Origin of the sequence: Halorubrum aquaticum (assembly GCF_900113615.1) — an archaeon.
In the GTDB taxonomy this organism is placed as follows: domain Archaea; phylum Halobacteriota; class Halobacteria; order Halobacteriales; family Haloferacaceae; genus Halorubrum; species Halorubrum aquaticum.
In genome coordinates, this window is record NZ_FOPZ01000014.1 from 76,936 (window position 1) to 90,301 (window position 13,366).

13 protein-coding genes are annotated in these 13,366 nt (G+C 69.5%); 5 read left to right on the forward strand and 8 right to left on the reverse strand.

Annotation, left to right across the window (positions count from 1 at the left end; translation table 11 throughout):
* Nucleotides 1-98: 98 nt before the first annotated feature.
* Nucleotides 99-2,033, reverse strand: coding sequence for a molecular chaperone DnaK (gene dnaK, locus F3H10_RS11785; protein WP_188127931.1), 1,935 nt, complete (start codon nucleotides 2,031-2,033; stop codon nucleotides 99-101).
* A 203-nt stretch (nucleotides 2,034-2,236) separates the two neighbouring features.
* Nucleotides 2,237-2,881 carry a triose-phosphate isomerase gene (tpiA, locus tag F3H10_RS11790; protein ID WP_149784966.1) on the reverse strand — a complete coding sequence of 215 codons (645 nt, stop codon included), beginning with the start codon at nucleotides 2,879-2,881 and terminating at the stop codon, nucleotides 2,237-2,239.
* Between the two features lie 121 nt (nucleotides 2,882-3,002).
* Here tpiA and F3H10_RS11795 point away from each other — a divergent pair, with 121 nt between their 5' ends.
* The 3 genes from F3H10_RS11795 (at nucleotide 3,003) to F3H10_RS11805 (ending at nucleotide 7,144) form a co-directional block, all read left to right on the forward strand.
* Nucleotides 3,003-3,770, forward strand: coding sequence for a DICT sensory domain-containing protein (locus F3H10_RS11795; protein ID WP_149784967.1), 768 nt, complete (start codon nucleotides 3,003-3,005; stop codon nucleotides 3,768-3,770).
* A 97-nt stretch (nucleotides 3,771-3,867) separates the two neighbouring features.
* Entirely contained in the window at nucleotides 3,868-6,882 is a 3,015-nt protein-coding gene (locus F3H10_RS11800) for a bacterio-opsin activator domain-containing protein (RefSeq protein WP_149784968.1), read from the forward strand.
* 121 nt (nucleotides 6,883-7,003) lie between these two features.
* A complete protein-coding gene (locus tag F3H10_RS11805; protein WP_149784969.1) occupies nucleotides 7,004-7,144 on the forward strand; it encodes a rubrerythrin-like domain-containing protein in 141 nt (46 codons plus the stop codon).
* A 44-nt stretch (nucleotides 7,145-7,188) separates the two neighbouring features.
* Here F3H10_RS11805 and F3H10_RS11810 read toward each other — a convergent pair whose 3' ends face one another.
* Nucleotides 7,189-7,713, reverse strand: coding sequence for a multiprotein bridging factor aMBF1 (locus F3H10_RS11810; protein WP_149784970.1), 525 nt, complete (start codon nucleotides 7,711-7,713; stop codon nucleotides 7,189-7,191).
* A 123-nt stretch (nucleotides 7,714-7,836) separates the two neighbouring features.
* Between F3H10_RS11810 and F3H10_RS11815 the strand changes: the two genes are divergently transcribed.
* Complete coding sequence (locus tag F3H10_RS11815; protein WP_149784971.1) at nucleotides 7,837-8,805, forward strand: aldo/keto reductase; 969 nt, start codon at nucleotides 7,837-7,839, stop codon at nucleotides 8,803-8,805.
* Between the two features lie 121 nt (nucleotides 8,806-8,926).
* Entirely contained in the window at nucleotides 8,927-9,655 is a 729-nt protein-coding gene (locus F3H10_RS11820) for a hypothetical protein (RefSeq protein WP_149784972.1), read from the forward strand.
* Nucleotides 9,656-9,760: 105 nt separating this feature from the next.
* Here the strand turns inward: F3H10_RS11820 and F3H10_RS11825 are convergent, their stop codons facing one another.
* The 5 genes from F3H10_RS11825 to F3H10_RS11845 form a co-directional block, all read right to left on the reverse strand.
* Nucleotides 9,761-10,477, reverse strand: coding sequence for a DUF4382 domain-containing protein (locus F3H10_RS11825; RefSeq protein WP_149784973.1), 717 nt, complete (start codon nucleotides 10,475-10,477; stop codon nucleotides 9,761-9,763).
* A 1-nt stretch (nucleotide 10,478) separates the two neighbouring features.
* Nucleotides 10,479-10,775, reverse strand: coding sequence for a hypothetical protein (locus F3H10_RS11830; RefSeq protein ID WP_149784974.1), 297 nt, complete (start codon nucleotides 10,773-10,775; stop codon nucleotides 10,479-10,481).
* Nucleotides 10,776-11,009: 234 nt separating this feature from the next.
* Nucleotides 11,010-11,744 (reverse strand): hypothetical protein, encoded by a 735-nt coding sequence (locus F3H10_RS11835; RefSeq protein ID WP_223174303.1) that lies wholly within the window; start codon nucleotides 11,742-11,744, stop codon nucleotides 11,010-11,012.
* A gap of 102 nt (nucleotides 11,745-11,846) precedes the next feature.
* The gene (locus F3H10_RS11840) at nucleotides 11,847-12,335 is read right to left on the reverse strand and encodes a hypothetical protein (protein WP_149784975.1); all 489 of its coding nucleotides are present in this window, start codon (nucleotides 12,333-12,335) and stop codon (nucleotides 11,847-11,849) included.
* A 91-nt stretch (nucleotides 12,336-12,426) separates the two neighbouring features.
* Entirely contained in the window at nucleotides 12,427-12,777 is a 351-nt protein-coding gene (locus F3H10_RS11845) for a 4a-hydroxytetrahydrobiopterin dehydratase (protein WP_149784976.1), read from the reverse strand.
* Between the last annotated feature and the right edge of the window lie 589 nt (nucleotides 12,778-13,366).

The window sequence follows — 13,366 nt, forward strand, 5'->3', positions numbered from 1 at the left end:
GGTCGTGTTAAGCGGCGCGGCCGACGGCGGCACCGTGGCCGGCCCGTTCGGCGGCGATACGGTCGGTCACGACGCGGCCGATCGCGGCGCGTCGGCGACTACTCGTCGCTCTCGTCGTCGTCGCTCTCGTCGACGTCCTCGAAGTCGGCGTCGACGTACTCCTCGTCGTCGCCGTCGGCACCGTCGGGGCCGGCCGCGCCCCCGGGACCGCCCATCCCGCCGGGGCCGGCGCCGCCCATACCGCCCGGACCGGCACCGCCCGCGCCGCCGGGACCGGCCTGTGCGGCCTGCTGCTGTTGGTACATCTGCTTGCCGATCTCCTGGAGCTGCTCGGAGAGCGCCTCGGTGACCTCCTCGATCTCCTCGGTCTCGGCGTCGTCGTCCTCGAGCGTCTCCTCGACGTCCTCGATCGCCGCCTCGATGTCGGCCGCGAGGTCGTCGTCGACGTTCTCCTCGTTCTCCTCGAGGAGGGTCTCCGCGCGCTGGATCGCCGTCTCGGCCTCGTTGCGGGCCTCGATCCGCTCGCGGCGGGCCTCGTCCTCCTCGGCGTGCTTCTCGGCCTCCTCTTGCATCTCCTCGATCTCCTCGTCGGAGAGGCCGACGCCGCCCTCGATGGTGATCGACTCGGCGTTGCCCGAGCCCTGGTCCTCGGCCTCGACGTTGACGATGCCGTTCTCGTCGATGTTAAACGAGACCTCGATCTGCGGGGTGCCGGCGGGTGCCGGCGGGATCCCCGAGAGCTGGAACGCGCCGAGCAGCTCGTTCTCCTCGGCGATCTCGCGTTCGCCCTGGAAGACGCGGACGTTGACGGAGGTCTGGTTGTCCGCCGCCGTCGTGAACACCTTCGACTCCTCGGTGGGGATCGTCGTGTTCTTCTCGATGAGCCGCTCGAAGAGGCCGCCCTTCACCTCGATCCCGAGCGAGAGCGGGGTCACGTCGAGCAGGACGATGTCGTCGACGTCGCCGGAGAGGACGCCGCCCTGGACGGCCGCGCCCAGCGCGACCGCCTCGTCGGGGTTGACGTTCTTCTTCGGCTCCTGACCGACGAGCTCCTCGACCTTCTCCTGGACCTGCGGCATCCGCGTCGAGCCGCCGACGAGGATGACCTCGTCGATGTCGCCCTTGTCGTAGCCCGCGTCGGAGAGCGCCTGCTCCGTCGGTTCGACCGTCCGGTCGAGGAGATCCGACGTGAGGTTCTCGAAGGTCGCTCGCGTGACCGACTGCTCGAGGTGGACCGGGCCGCTGTCGGTCGCGGTGATGAAGGGGAGGTTGACCGTGGTCTCCTTCTTGTTCGACAGCTCGATCTTCGCCTCCTCGGCGGCGTCCTTCAGCCGCTGGAGCGCCTGCCGGTCCTCCCGGAGGTCGATCCCGTGGTCGTTCTGGAACTCCGCCGCGATGTGGTCGATGAGCGCCTCGTCCCAGTCGTCGCCGCCGAGGTCGTTGTCCCCGTTCGTGGCGACGACCTCGTAGACGCCGCCGCCGAGGTCCAGCACCGACACGTCGAACGTGCCGCCCCCGAGGTCGTACACGAGGACGGTCTGGTCGGACTCGTCGTCGAGGCCGTACGCCATGGAGGCGGCGGTCGGCTCGTTGACGATGCGCTCGACGTCGAAGCCGGCGATCTCGCCGGCGTCCTTCGTCGCCTGTCGCTGTTTGTCGTTGAAGTACGCGGGGACCGTGATCACGGCCTTCTCCACGTCGTCGCCGAGGTACTCCTCCGCGTCGCGTTTGATCTTCTGGAGGATCATCGCCGAGATCTGCTCGGGACTGTACTCGTCGTCCCCGATCTCGACCGTGTAGTCCTCGCCCATGTGGCGTTTGATGGACTGGATCGTCCGGTCGGGGTTCTGGACGGCCTGGTTCTTCGCCGGCTTCCCGACGAGCCGCTCGCCGTCGTCCGAGAAGGCGACGACCGACGGGGTCGTCCGGTCGCCCTCTGCGTTCGAGATGATCTCGGGCTCGTCGCCCTCCATCACCGCGAACGCGGAGTTGGTGGTACCGAGGTCGATACCGAGGATCTTGTTGGTCGCCATCTTGGCCACAAATACCGGCTTGTGTCGGTTAAAGGTTACTAGACGCCCCGATCTCCTGAACGACACGATGTCGATGCCGTCCTGCGATTTGTGCGATCGTGTTACCCACTCACATCGATGTCTTTATACTGACCCGCAAGCGCAGCCGACGGGGATCGGGAGACGCACGTCGGCCGGTCGGTACCGCGGAACGAACCCCCGGCTCAGAGCCCGGAGACGAGGTCCTCGAGCACCGCCGCCGGGTCGTCCGCCTTGGCGACGCCGGAGGCGAGGAGGACGCCCGACGCGCCGAGGTCCGCCGCCGCGTCCACGTCGTCGCCGGTGGAGACGCCGGCCCCGCAGAACACGTCGACGGCGGGGTCGACGTCCTCGGCGGCCGCGACCGCGTCCTCGACGATGCCGGGGTCCGCCGTCGCGACGGAGACGTCGCCGCCGATGAGTTCCGGCGGCTCGACGGCGACCGCGTCGGGGGAGAGCGCCGCGGCCGCGCCGACCTGCGCCGGGTTGTTCGCACAGACGATCGTCTCCAGGTCGGCCCGCTCGGCCGCCCGGACCGAGCCGTCGACGTCGGCGAGCTTCAGCCGGTTCTCCGAGTGGTTGATCAGCGTCCCCTCGGCCCCGTTGTCGGCGACGGCCTCCGCCAGCGTCGACCCGGTGTGGGAGCCGTGGGCGTTCGGCGAGACGTGCTGGGCCCACGTCTCGACGCCCGTCTCCGCGACGCGGGCGAGGTCGGCCGCCTGCGGGGCGACGCCGATCCGCGCGCCGGACGCCTCGGCGACGTCGCGGGCGGCGGTCGCGACCTCGATCGGATCACAGGGATACGCCTTGAGGTTCACCAGGATGAACATACCCCGGGTAGCGGACGGGGCCGCAAATACCTTCGTGGTTCGTCGGGTCCCGCGGAGAAACACTATTAACCCGCGGGAGATACCGACACACGAACCCGCGTTTCGACGGGTCCGATACCGCATGTCGCTCATCGAGATCATCGCCGGGGTGGAGGCCCGCGAAGCCACGTTGACGGTGTTCGATCCGGACCCCACGGTCGCCGAGACGCTCGCGGAGCACTTCGCCGACCGCAACCTCCGAGTCGTCGCGGAACGGCCGGCCGAGGGTCCCACGGGCTACGCCGTGCTCTCCCGCGACGGCGAGTTCGTGACCGCGACCGCGATAGACGACCTCCTCCCCGGTCCCGCCGACGCTGCCGACGGTGACGGGCCCGCGGAAGGGACCGAGGAGGCCGAGTCCCGGCGGGTCGGCCGGCCGGTCTTGGACCACCTCGACGAGACGCTTTTCACCTCGTACTCGCGTTCGGACATGGTCGCCGCCTCCCGCGAGATCGAGGACCGGGCCTGGCGCGTCGGCGACGGCGAACTCCACGCGGGGTTCCAGACGCTCGACGTCCTGACCGGCGAGTCGAACACCTACGACCGGCTCGGCGGGAAGGAACGCCTCGAGGTCCACGCGTACGCGGCCGCGGAAGGGGAGGCCCCGGACACCGAGCGGTACGAGGTACACATCGGCCGCACCGCCGAGATCCGCGAGACGTGGTTCGTCGCCTACGACGGCGGCGGCTTCGACGGCGCGAAGTGCGTGCTGCTCGCCGAGGAGCGCGAACCCGGCCGGTTCTACGGCTTCTGGAGTTACGACCCCGACACCGTCGACCGGGTCGTCGACTACCTGACGGAACGGTACGGCACCTCCGAACGGCAGGGGGAGGACGACGCGACGGCCTAAGCCGTGGCCCTCTCTCCCGACCCGTCCCCTCCGCCCGCCTCGACGCACTGACGGCGCGGCCGGTGTCTTGAACCGCGCGCGGTTCAAACGAGGGGCAATGACTCCCGAGTCGAGCACGCCCGCTCCCTCACGACTGCTGTTGGTCGGGGACGCGACGTGGATCGAGCCGTTCGCCGACGCGGTGGCGTCGGAACCCGGAACGACGGTTCGGACGGCCCCGACGGAGGCGCACGCCCTCGAGGCGCTCCGAACGCGACGGCCCGACGCCGTCGTCACCGAACATCGGCTCCCCGAGGGCTCCGGGCTCGACCTGCTCCGAGCGATCCGCGACCGGGACCCGACGCTCCCCGTGATCGTGGCGACCGCGTCCGGGAGCGAGGCGGTCGCGAGCGAGGCCATCGCCGCCGGCGTCAGCGATTACGTGCGTCTCGACCCCGACGACGACCCGGTCTCGAAGCTCCTCGACCGAGTCACGAGCGCCGTCGAGGCCGCCCGACTCGACCGCGCTCGGCGCGACCGCGCCAGACAGTTCGACGCGATGTTCCGCGACGCGCGGACCGCGACGTGGGTACTCGACGCCGACGGCTCCGTGGACCGGATGAACCGAACGGCCGCCGAACTGTCGGGCGGTCGCGGCGGGACCGATGCGACGGTCCTCGCCGACCCGGAGGGAACCGTCGTCGACTCGAACGAGAGCGTCGTCGACTCGAACGAGGACGTCGCCGTGCCCATCTGGGAGCTACCGCGCTGGTCCGACTCCGAGCGCGTCCGGAGCGACGTCAGACGGGTGGTCCAGACCGCGCTCGACGGCGGGTTCGGGAACGCGGTCGTCATCCGTGGTTCGGACCGCGACGACGCGGGTGAAAGGGAACCCGGGGACGACCGCGGAAACGGGGACGGCGACGACGACGACCGAGCCGTGATCGAACTGTCCGCGCGGCCGGTCACCGACGAGCGAGGCGAGTTGGTCTCCGCCGTCGTGGAGGGAGTCGACATCACGGACCACGCCGACGTGGAGCGCGACCTCCGTCGGTCCGAGGAACTCCACCGAGTCACGCTCAACAACATGACCGACACCGTCCTCATCACCGACGAGGAGGGCGAGTACACCTACGTCTGTCCCAACGTCCACTTCATCTTCGGATACACGGCCGAGGAGATACGCGAACTCGGCACCATCGACGACCTCCTCGGCGAGGACCTCTTCGACCGGGAGACCCTCGCCGAGGAGGGCGTGTTGAAGAACATCGAGTGTACCGTGACCGACGAGGCGGGCCGCGAGCACACGCTCCTGGTCAACGTCCGCGAGGTGTCCATCCGCGACGGGACCCTGCTCTACAGCTGTCGCGACATCACCAAGCGCAAACAGCGCGAACGGGCGCTCGCGACCCTCCAGGAGACGGCACGGGAGTTCCTGTACGCCGGAACCGACGCGGAGATCGCCCGCCACGTCACGGCGGACACGCCGGACGTGCTCGGACTCGAGGCCGCCGCGGTGTATCGCTTCGACCCCGACGCCAACGCGCTCCGTCCGGTCGCGTACTCCGACGGAATGCGGGCGGTCCACGGCCCGCCCTCGCCCGTCGACGCGGACGGGGAGACGCTCGTGGGGCACGCCTTCGTCGAGGACGAGCGGCTGTTCCTCGACGACGTCCACGCCGACGACCGGCTCGCCGACCGGTCGACGGACCTCCGGAGCGTCGCGTTCATCCCGCTCGGGGGGAACGGCGTGTTCGTCGCCGGGACGACGGCCGTCGGCGCGTTCGACGAGGTGACCCGCGAGCTCGCCGACCTGCTCGCGGCGACCGCGGAGGCCGCGTTCGACCGGATCGTGCGCGAGGAACGCCTCCGCGAGCAGGACCGGGAGCTACAGCGACGAAACGACCGACTCACGGCGCTGAACCGGATCAACGAGACGATCCGGGAGGTCGATCGCGCGTTGGTTCGCGCGGAGACCCGCGAGGAGGTCGAACACGCCGTCTGCGAGCTGTTGACCGGCGACGACCGGTTCCGTTTCGCCTGGATCGGCTCGACCGACGCGACGGGGGAGACGCTCACGCCGCGTGCGTGGGCCGGCGCGGAGCGGGGATACCTCGACGACCAGCCCGTTTCGGTGGCCGCCGACGGTGTCGAGCCGGCCGGTCGAACGGCCGCGACCGGCGAGATGTCCGTGGTCGGGAACGTCCCGGGCGGACTTCGCGAGGAGGAGTGGCGCAAGGCCGCGGTCTCGCGCGACTACCTCTCCGCCATCAGCGTGCCGCTCGTCTACAACGAGCTGACGTACGGCGTCCTCACCGTCTACGCCGCGGAGCGGGAGGCGTTCTCCGAGATGGTCCGGGAGGTGTTCACGGAGCTCGGGGAGACGATCGCCTCGGCGATAAGCGCGATCGAGCGGAAGAACGCGCTGTTGACGACGTCGACGACGCGCGTCGAGTTCGCCGTCGAGGACCCGACGTTCCTCCTCTCGCGGCTGGCGCGTGACGCCTCGTGTACGGTCTCCTATCAGGGCGGCGCACGACAGACGACGGAGGGGAGCTACGTCTTCGTCGACGTGGAGGGGACGACCGTCGAGTCGGTCGCGGCGGTCGCGCGGGACCTCCTCGTCGTGGACTCCGTCCGGGAGATCAACGCGACGGAGACGGGGGGCGTGTTGCGGCTGCGGCTCTCGCGACCCTTCCTCGCGGAGGAACTGGCCGACCACGGGGTCGTGTTTCACAGCGCGTCCGCCACGCCGGCGTCGACGAACGTCGTCGTCGACGTCCCCGAGGGCGTCGACGTCTCGCGGATCGGCCGCCTGCTGGAGGAGACGTTCGAGGAGACGCGGCTCGTCTCGAAACGGACCCGGGACCGAACCGCCGAACGCGACCTCCACTCGCGGTTCCTCGGGGACCTGACCGATCGACAGCTCGAGGTGATCCAGACCGCGTACTACGGCGGGTTCTTCGAGTCCCCGCGGGAGCGCTCCGGCGAGGAGATCGCCGAGACGCTCGACATCTCCTCGTCCGCGTTCTATCAGCACGCCCGGACGGTCCAGCGAAAGCTGTTCTCGGCGCTCTTCGACGAACGGAACGCTGACGCCGCGGACGTCGCGGACGTCGCCGAGTCGCCGTAGTGTGGTTCAACATCCAACCACCACAATCCATCTAGGTTGGATGTTGAACCACACGCTACACGAGGGTCACGCCCCTACCTCGGGTAGGAGCATCCGGACCGAACGGTGCTCGCGTGTTACAATGAGAGACGTGACCCAAGACGCCGATAGAAAGGCCGGCTACGAGTGTTTCGATTGCGGGAACGTCGTCGACGGGACGAATCCGGGTACCTGTCCCGAGTGCGGAAGCACGATGCGGAACCGCGGAACGCCGATGGAGTAGGCGATCCGGACCGCGGAGCGGCGGTGAGAACCGCGAGGCGGCGATCAGTCCTTCCGTTTGACCACGTCGCCGAGCGTCATCGTGCCCGCGTCGTTCGAGTCCCAGTCGGCGTCGACCTCCTCGCCCTCGACGAGCGAGACGTCGAGCGCGCGCTCGAGCTTCCGCTGGATCTCGTCGGTGGGGAGCGTGTCGCCGCGCTCGAGCTTTCGGATCAGGCTCGCCTTCTCGTTGAGGTCGTCGGCGAGTTCCTCCTGGCTCAACCCCTTCGACTCCCGGGCCTTCCGGATCCGGTCGTCGTAGTCCGTGGCGATCTCCTCCATGTCGTCGAACATGTCGCGACGGCGCGTCGAGCCGCCCGAGGACCCCCCCGAGCCGCTCGACGCGGACGACGACGATGGCGTCCCCGAACTGGAGCTCGTCGAGTACTTGCTCCCGGCCGAGCTGCTCGGCTCCTCACGGACCTCCGTACCGAAGTCCGTACAGGAGCTACACAGCTCCAACTCGGCGCCTTCGACCTTCGTCGTCGTCAGGGAGGCCTGCTCGGCACCACACATTTCACACTGGGGCATACGCGGGGCTAACACAGCCGGTCGTATAAAGGGTGCGCCGCGGCGATCCGGCGATCGCCGACTCGGCTCCGACCGTCGACGACTCGCCACGGGACTTATGTCGCGGGCGAGGGGACCGAACGTATGGAGTACACGACGCTCGGGAACACGGGCACGACCGTGAGCCGCCTCTGTCTCGGCTGTATGAGCTTCGGGAGCGGGCACGACTGGATGCTCGACGAGGAGGAGAGCGAGGACCTGATCGAGCGCGCGATCGAACTCGGCGTGAACTTCTTCGATACCGCGAACGTCTACTCGAACGGCGAGAGCGAGGAGATCCTCGGAGACGTGCTCGCCGAGTACGACCGCGACCGGCAGGTCGTCGCCACGAAGGTGTACGGCGAGATGGACGAGTCGAACCCGAACGCGAGCGGGCTCTCCCGGAAGGCGATAGAACAGGAGCTCGAGAACAGCCTCGACCGGCTCGGGATGGACACGGTCGACCTCTACCAGATCCACCGCTGGGACGACGACACGCCGATCGAGGAGACGCTCGCCGCCCTCGACGACGCGGTCCGCCGCGGCGAGGTCCGCTACATCGGGGCCTCCTCGATGTGGGCCCACCAGTTCGCCGACGCGCTCCACACGAGCGATCGGGAGGGATACGAGCGGTTCGTCACGATGCAGAACCTCTACAACCTCGCGTACCGCGAGGAGGAACGCGAGATGATCCCGCTCTGTGAGAAGGAGGGGATCGGCACCGTCCCGTGGAGCCCGCTCGGCGCGGGCTACCTGACGCGCCCGTACGAGGCGGACGACGCGACCACGCGCGGGGAACACGAGACGTCGATCGGCCGCCCGTACCGCGAGGGCGGCGGCGAGGAGGTCAACGCCCGCGTCGAGGAGCTGGCCGACGAGCGAGGCGTGAAGATGGCGCAGATCGCGCTCGCGTGGATCCTCGAGAAGGACGTCGTCGACGCGCCCATCGTCGGGACCTCGAGCGTCGAGCACCTCGAGGACGCGGTGGAGGCGCTGGACATCGATCTCTCCGACTCCGACGTCGAGTGGCTCGAGGAGCCCTACGAGCCGGTCCGCGTCTCCGGACACGAGTGAGGCCGTCGGTGGCGGGTGGTTACCCGCCCCTCGCCGACTTCCGTTCGTCCCCTGCCCAGCGGTCGTGAGTTTCCGTGGGTCGCCGTAACAAACTTAAGAACACGCTCTATACCCACACCCAGTGGCATCCCGACAGGGCGGGTCGGGGGCCGAGGAGGTCCCCCGTCCCGGATCGACGGAGCGTCGGACCGCACCGCACGCGGCGTCACCCGAGGCCGATCGACGCCGCGCGTCGACCGCGCGACCCGGTTCGCCCGAGTCGGTCCCGTCTCGGGGACGGGAGACCGACCCCGACCGTGGACGGTCGACGACACCGCGGAGGCGCACGCCGGAGGACCCTCCCCTCCGCGATCCCGGATCGTACGCGCTCACGAACCACTTCCGCGAGCGGCTGGAACAGCCCGGCCGGTACGTCTCCACGCGAACCGTGACCGAGGCGATCCGGCGTGGACAGCTCCGCTGGAACCGGACGGACGGCTGGCGGTTCGCACTGGTCGACGGGGGGATCCGGTTCGTCGTGGTCGTGAGCGACACCGAGACCGACTCCCCGGTCGTCGTCACCGGCTGGACCGAGGTGGCGGACCGCGAGGCCGCGCTCGAGGCGGGTCGATTCGACCCGGTCGACGTCGACACCATCGCTCTCAGAGCCGCGTTGAGCGAGACGCCGGAGACCACGATACCGGACCGCATCCGGCCGCGAACGGTCACCCGACCGTTCGTCGTCGGGGGTCACCGGCTGGAGACCGAGCCCGGCGAGCCGTTCGTCCGCTGCGTCGAGTGCGGCTGTCGGTTCCGGTCGAAGGAGGCGATCACCTCGCGACGCTGTCGCGGCCCCTCTGCCGGGCGGTAGAACTCCGAACGGACCGGTGTACGCCGGTCTCTGGCCGTCCGGGTCCTCCGACCTCGAGCCGTCCGCGTCCTCCGACCTCGAGCCGTCCACACTCCCGCGTTCGCGCTACTCGCTTCCGTCCTCCTCGTAGCTGACCTCGATGCCCCGCGGCACCGGGCGGAGGAGGTACGTCCCGTTCCCGCGCTCGACGGGCGCGAAGTCGGCGGTGAAGCTCGTGACCGACTCCTCCCTGATCTCGAACTCCTGATTGAACGTGAGCGGCGCGTTCCCGGGCAGTTCGACGGTCGCCTCCCCGCCGTCCGCGAGGGTCGCGTCGGTTCCGGAGACGTCGAGTTGGAGGTACGGATAGGTCCCGATGGTCAGCTCGCGCTCGTCGATCAGCTGGGTTTCCTCGCCCTGTAGCTGGACGAGGTCCGCCTCCTGAGGCTCGTCGAACTCGTGGTACTCACGTCCCTGCGGGCCGTCCTCGTCGGACGACTCGTCGTCGCTATCGTCGGATCCGGTCTCGTTTCCGTCTCCGGGATCGGTCTCGTTGCCGCCCGCGGAGTCGGTCTCGTTGCCGTCATCGACGTCTCCCTCGTCGTCTCCGTCCTCCTCGCCGCCGTCGCCGCCTTCCGGCCCCAGCCAGATCCCGTCGATCGTGACGACGAGCGACTCGAAGTCGCCGATGTCGGCCGGCTGGTCCGTGACCGACGTCGCGAGCGTGCCGGTCGCACGGCCGATACAGCCGGCGAGCCCGGCGGTCCCGAGCGCGGCGGCACCGGTCGCACGGAGGTAGTCACGACGGCCGATCGTCCCGAGGCGCTCGAACCGATCGCTCACGTCAGACACCTCCCGTGCCGCCCACGTCGTTGCCGGCGAGGTCGCTCACCGCGTCACCGAGGTTCTCGACCTCGCCCGACAGGAAGCCGTCGACCTCGTTCAGGAGGTCGCCGACGAACTCCGGAACGGGCTCCGGCAGGTCGCTCGGCGGTCCGGCGTCGTCGCTTGCGTTCGCGTCCGGACCGACGTCGGCGGGCGCGTTCGGCCCGGCTGCGGCGACCCCGCCGGCCGCGACGCCGGTTCCGATCAGTACGACCGCGGCGAGCGCTCCGAGGAGCGCGGTTCGAATGGCGTTCATTGCGTGCTCCACTCGAGCGGGGACCGACTTCAATGACCCACTCGATTCGTTCGATTTGGCCCGAATTAACGCCGATCAATCCGGCTCGAGCGCACCCGAGCCGGCCGATCCGGGCCGAACCGTCATTTCGCCGGATCGTGGACACGAGCGACGGAGGCGAGCCCTCGGCCGCGACTGGAACGCCGGCGCGGCGAGGCGGACGTGCCCTTCTTGTGGCGAGGCGGACGGGTCACCTCAGCCCGCGGCGGAGAGCACGGGATCCTCGTCGTCGCCGTGGCGGAGGTACTGGATCGCGGCCCCGCCGAGCAGGAGCGCGAGGAACGCCGGCCTCGACAGGGCGGCCTGCTGCGTGATCGCGAGCGCCTCGCCGGCGAGGACGGCCCGCCACACCGGGTACGCGGTCGCGAGGACGCCGGCACCGAGTCCGGTCAGCGCCAGCGAGACGATCGGGTCGTAGTACCGCATCGCCAGAACCCCGGCGACGACGCCGACGAGAAGCGAGACGAGGAGGAACCGCTGGAACTCGGGCCGCGCGAACAGGCCGGACCCGGCGAGCGCCGCCGGATCGATCGCCTCGAGGACCGGCGTTCCGGACCCGGACGGGTCGTACACCTGCTCGAGGACCGACTCGCCGACGGTCAACACGAGGGTCGCGAGCGTCGAGAAGAGGAACGCCGATATCGCCACGGCGAACCGGGCGACGATCGGGACGAGCGCTCGGCCGAGGAACGCGCCGATCAGCACGAGCGACGCGGCGAACCCGATCCGGCCGCCGGTCGAGACGGTCCCGGAGGCGACCCGCGGGACGACGATCCACCCGATCACGCCGCCGCCGACCGCGCCGGCGATCCATCCGGTCCAGCCGAGGACGAGGTCCGTGAGGTCGTAGGCGGCGGTCACCAACACGCCCCCGACGAGCGTGTTGACACAGAGCAACGCGAACACCACGGGCGTCTCCGCGAGGGACATGCGCCGGGCTACCGCCCGATGTGGTATAATTGTACTGACGGGGCGCGTCGTCGCGGACGGCGACGCTCGGGACGGGTCGGACGGCGCTCGGTCTCGGCCGGACTACGCCTCGGCGTTCCGTTTGGTGTAGGCGTCGAGCGCGGTCTCGATCGTGGACAGGTCCCGAGTGACACGATCGTCGGCGACGCGCATGAACCCCGGCGTGTACGACGCGGAGTAGTCGAAGATCCGATTGACGCCGCGTTTGGGCACCGAGACCGCCGCGAACGATTCGACCGTGTACACGCGCGTGGTCGGGAACGCGGTCCAGAACGTGCCGCTGGCCCAGCGGTCCTCGTCGACGAAGGTCTCGCCCACCCGGCCGGTGGCGACGTACTCGCCGTCGTGGTAGAACAGGAGGAGGTCGCCCGACTCCATGCGGTCGAACGTCGAACCGTTCCCGCTGTCGTCGTCGACGGCCCACAGGCGCGCCTCCTCGACGTCCGCGAGCGGTTCCGGTCGGTCGGGATACTCGGCGAGGTCGACCGCGGATCGGACCGTTCGATCGAAGTTCTCCGGATCGACCGGGACGAGAAAGACGTTGTCGCTCATTGCCCTCCAGTTTCTCCGGGAGGGATTTAAAGGCGTTCGTTGGCCGATCGCGGGTTCCCTGCGCCGATCGCGGCGGTGCGACGGACGCGTCTCATTCCCCGTCGTACTCGTCGTAGAGCCGGTCCATCCGTGCGGCCATCACGAAGTCGGACCGGTGGAGGCCGTCGATGTCGTGGCTCCACATCTCGATCCCGACCTCCCCCCACGAGAGGTGGATGTCGGGGTGGTGCCACTCCGCCTCGGCGAGTTCGCCCACGCCGTTCGTGAACTCGAGGGCGGTCGCGAAGTCCTCGAAGGGGTACGTCGCCTCCAGGTGGTGTTCCTCGATCACCTCCCAGGCGTCGCCGAGTTCGGCGAGGTGGTCGGCGTACTCCTCCGGCGTCAGCGGCTCGTCGTCCTCCGCGGACGACTCCACCGGCTCGTCGGCGAGCGAGGATGTCATGTGCTCCCGTTGGACTCGGAGGGGTTTGTACCTTCCGCGCCGGAAATCGATTCCCATCCATCGCACTCCGTCTCCATCGTCTTCGGGAGCCATCCGCGAGAGTTGGCTTGCTACTAGTACGGTTGTTTCGGGTGAACAGAAGGGAACAGTTGCTGGCGCGGTGAACTCGTCCAAAGCCCCAGTCGCGAGGATTCGCGTGACTGCCCCTTTGAGTCCCACCCGACCGCGACCGCCCCGCACCTCACGCCTCCCCAGCCTCGTCGCCGGCGGCAGAGCCGCCGGCTGCCAGAGGCGCGGAGCGCCTCGCTGCCGCTCGCTCCGCTCGCGGCGTCCCTCGCGGGCGGTTCGCGGTCGCCTACGGCGACCACTCACCGGCGCGCCACCGCTCGGACGATCGCTCATTGCTTCGCCTGTAGTGAGCGGTTCTCCGATGGCGTGCGAACGGTTCCATGAATCCGTATACGGGAGCGTTAAACCGCCCCCGGTCGTCGGAGGGGCCATGAACTTCGACGCCACGTTCGGCACGGACGCGCCGGTGATCGGCATGATACACCTGCCCGCGCTCCCGGGCGCGCCGGGCGCGCCCGAC

What these genes read in the sequence shown, in the direction of transcription:
- F3H10_RS11830 (WP_149784974.1), bottom strand. Translation starts at nt 10,775, where the DNA reads ATGAACGCCATTCGAACCGCGCTCCTCGGAGCGCTCGCCGCGGTCGTA.
- F3H10_RS11810 (WP_149784970.1), bottom strand. Translation starts at nt 7,713, where the DNA reads ATGCCCCAGTGTGAAATGTGTGGTGCCGAGCAGGCCTCCCTGACGACG.
- tpiA (WP_149784966.1), bottom strand. Translation starts at nt 2,881, where the DNA reads ATGTTCATCCTGGTGAACCTCAAGGCGTATCCCTGTGATCCGATCGAG.
- F3H10_RS11845 (WP_149784976.1), bottom strand. Translation starts at nt 12,777, where the DNA reads ATGACATCCTCGCTCGCCGACGAGCCGGTGGAGTCGTCCGCGGAGGAC.
- F3H10_RS11835 (WP_223174303.1), bottom strand. Translation starts at nt 11,744, where the DNA reads ATGTCCCTCGCGGAGACGCCCGTGGTGTTCGCGTTGCTCTGTGTCAAC.
- F3H10_RS11795 (WP_149784967.1), top strand. Translation starts at nt 3,003, where the DNA reads ATGTCGCTCATCGAGATCATCGCCGGGGTGGAGGCCCGCGAAGCCACG.
- F3H10_RS11805 (WP_149784969.1), top strand. Translation starts at nt 7,004, where the DNA reads ATGAGAGACGTGACCCAAGACGCCGATAGAAAGGCCGGCTACGAGTGT.
- F3H10_RS11840 (WP_149784975.1), bottom strand. Translation starts at nt 12,335, where the DNA reads ATGAGCGACAACGTCTTTCTCGTCCCGGTCGATCCGGAGAACTTCGAT.
- F3H10_RS11815 (WP_149784971.1), top strand. Translation starts at nt 7,837, where the DNA reads ATGGAGTACACGACGCTCGGGAACACGGGCACGACCGTGAGCCGCCTC.
- F3H10_RS11800 (WP_149784968.1), top strand. Translation starts at nt 3,868, where the DNA reads ATGACTCCCGAGTCGAGCACGCCCGCTCCCTCACGACTGCTGTTGGTC.
- dnaK (WP_188127931.1), bottom strand. Translation starts at nt 2,033, where the DNA reads ATGGCGACCAACAAGATCCTCGGTATCGACCTCGGTACCACCAACTCC.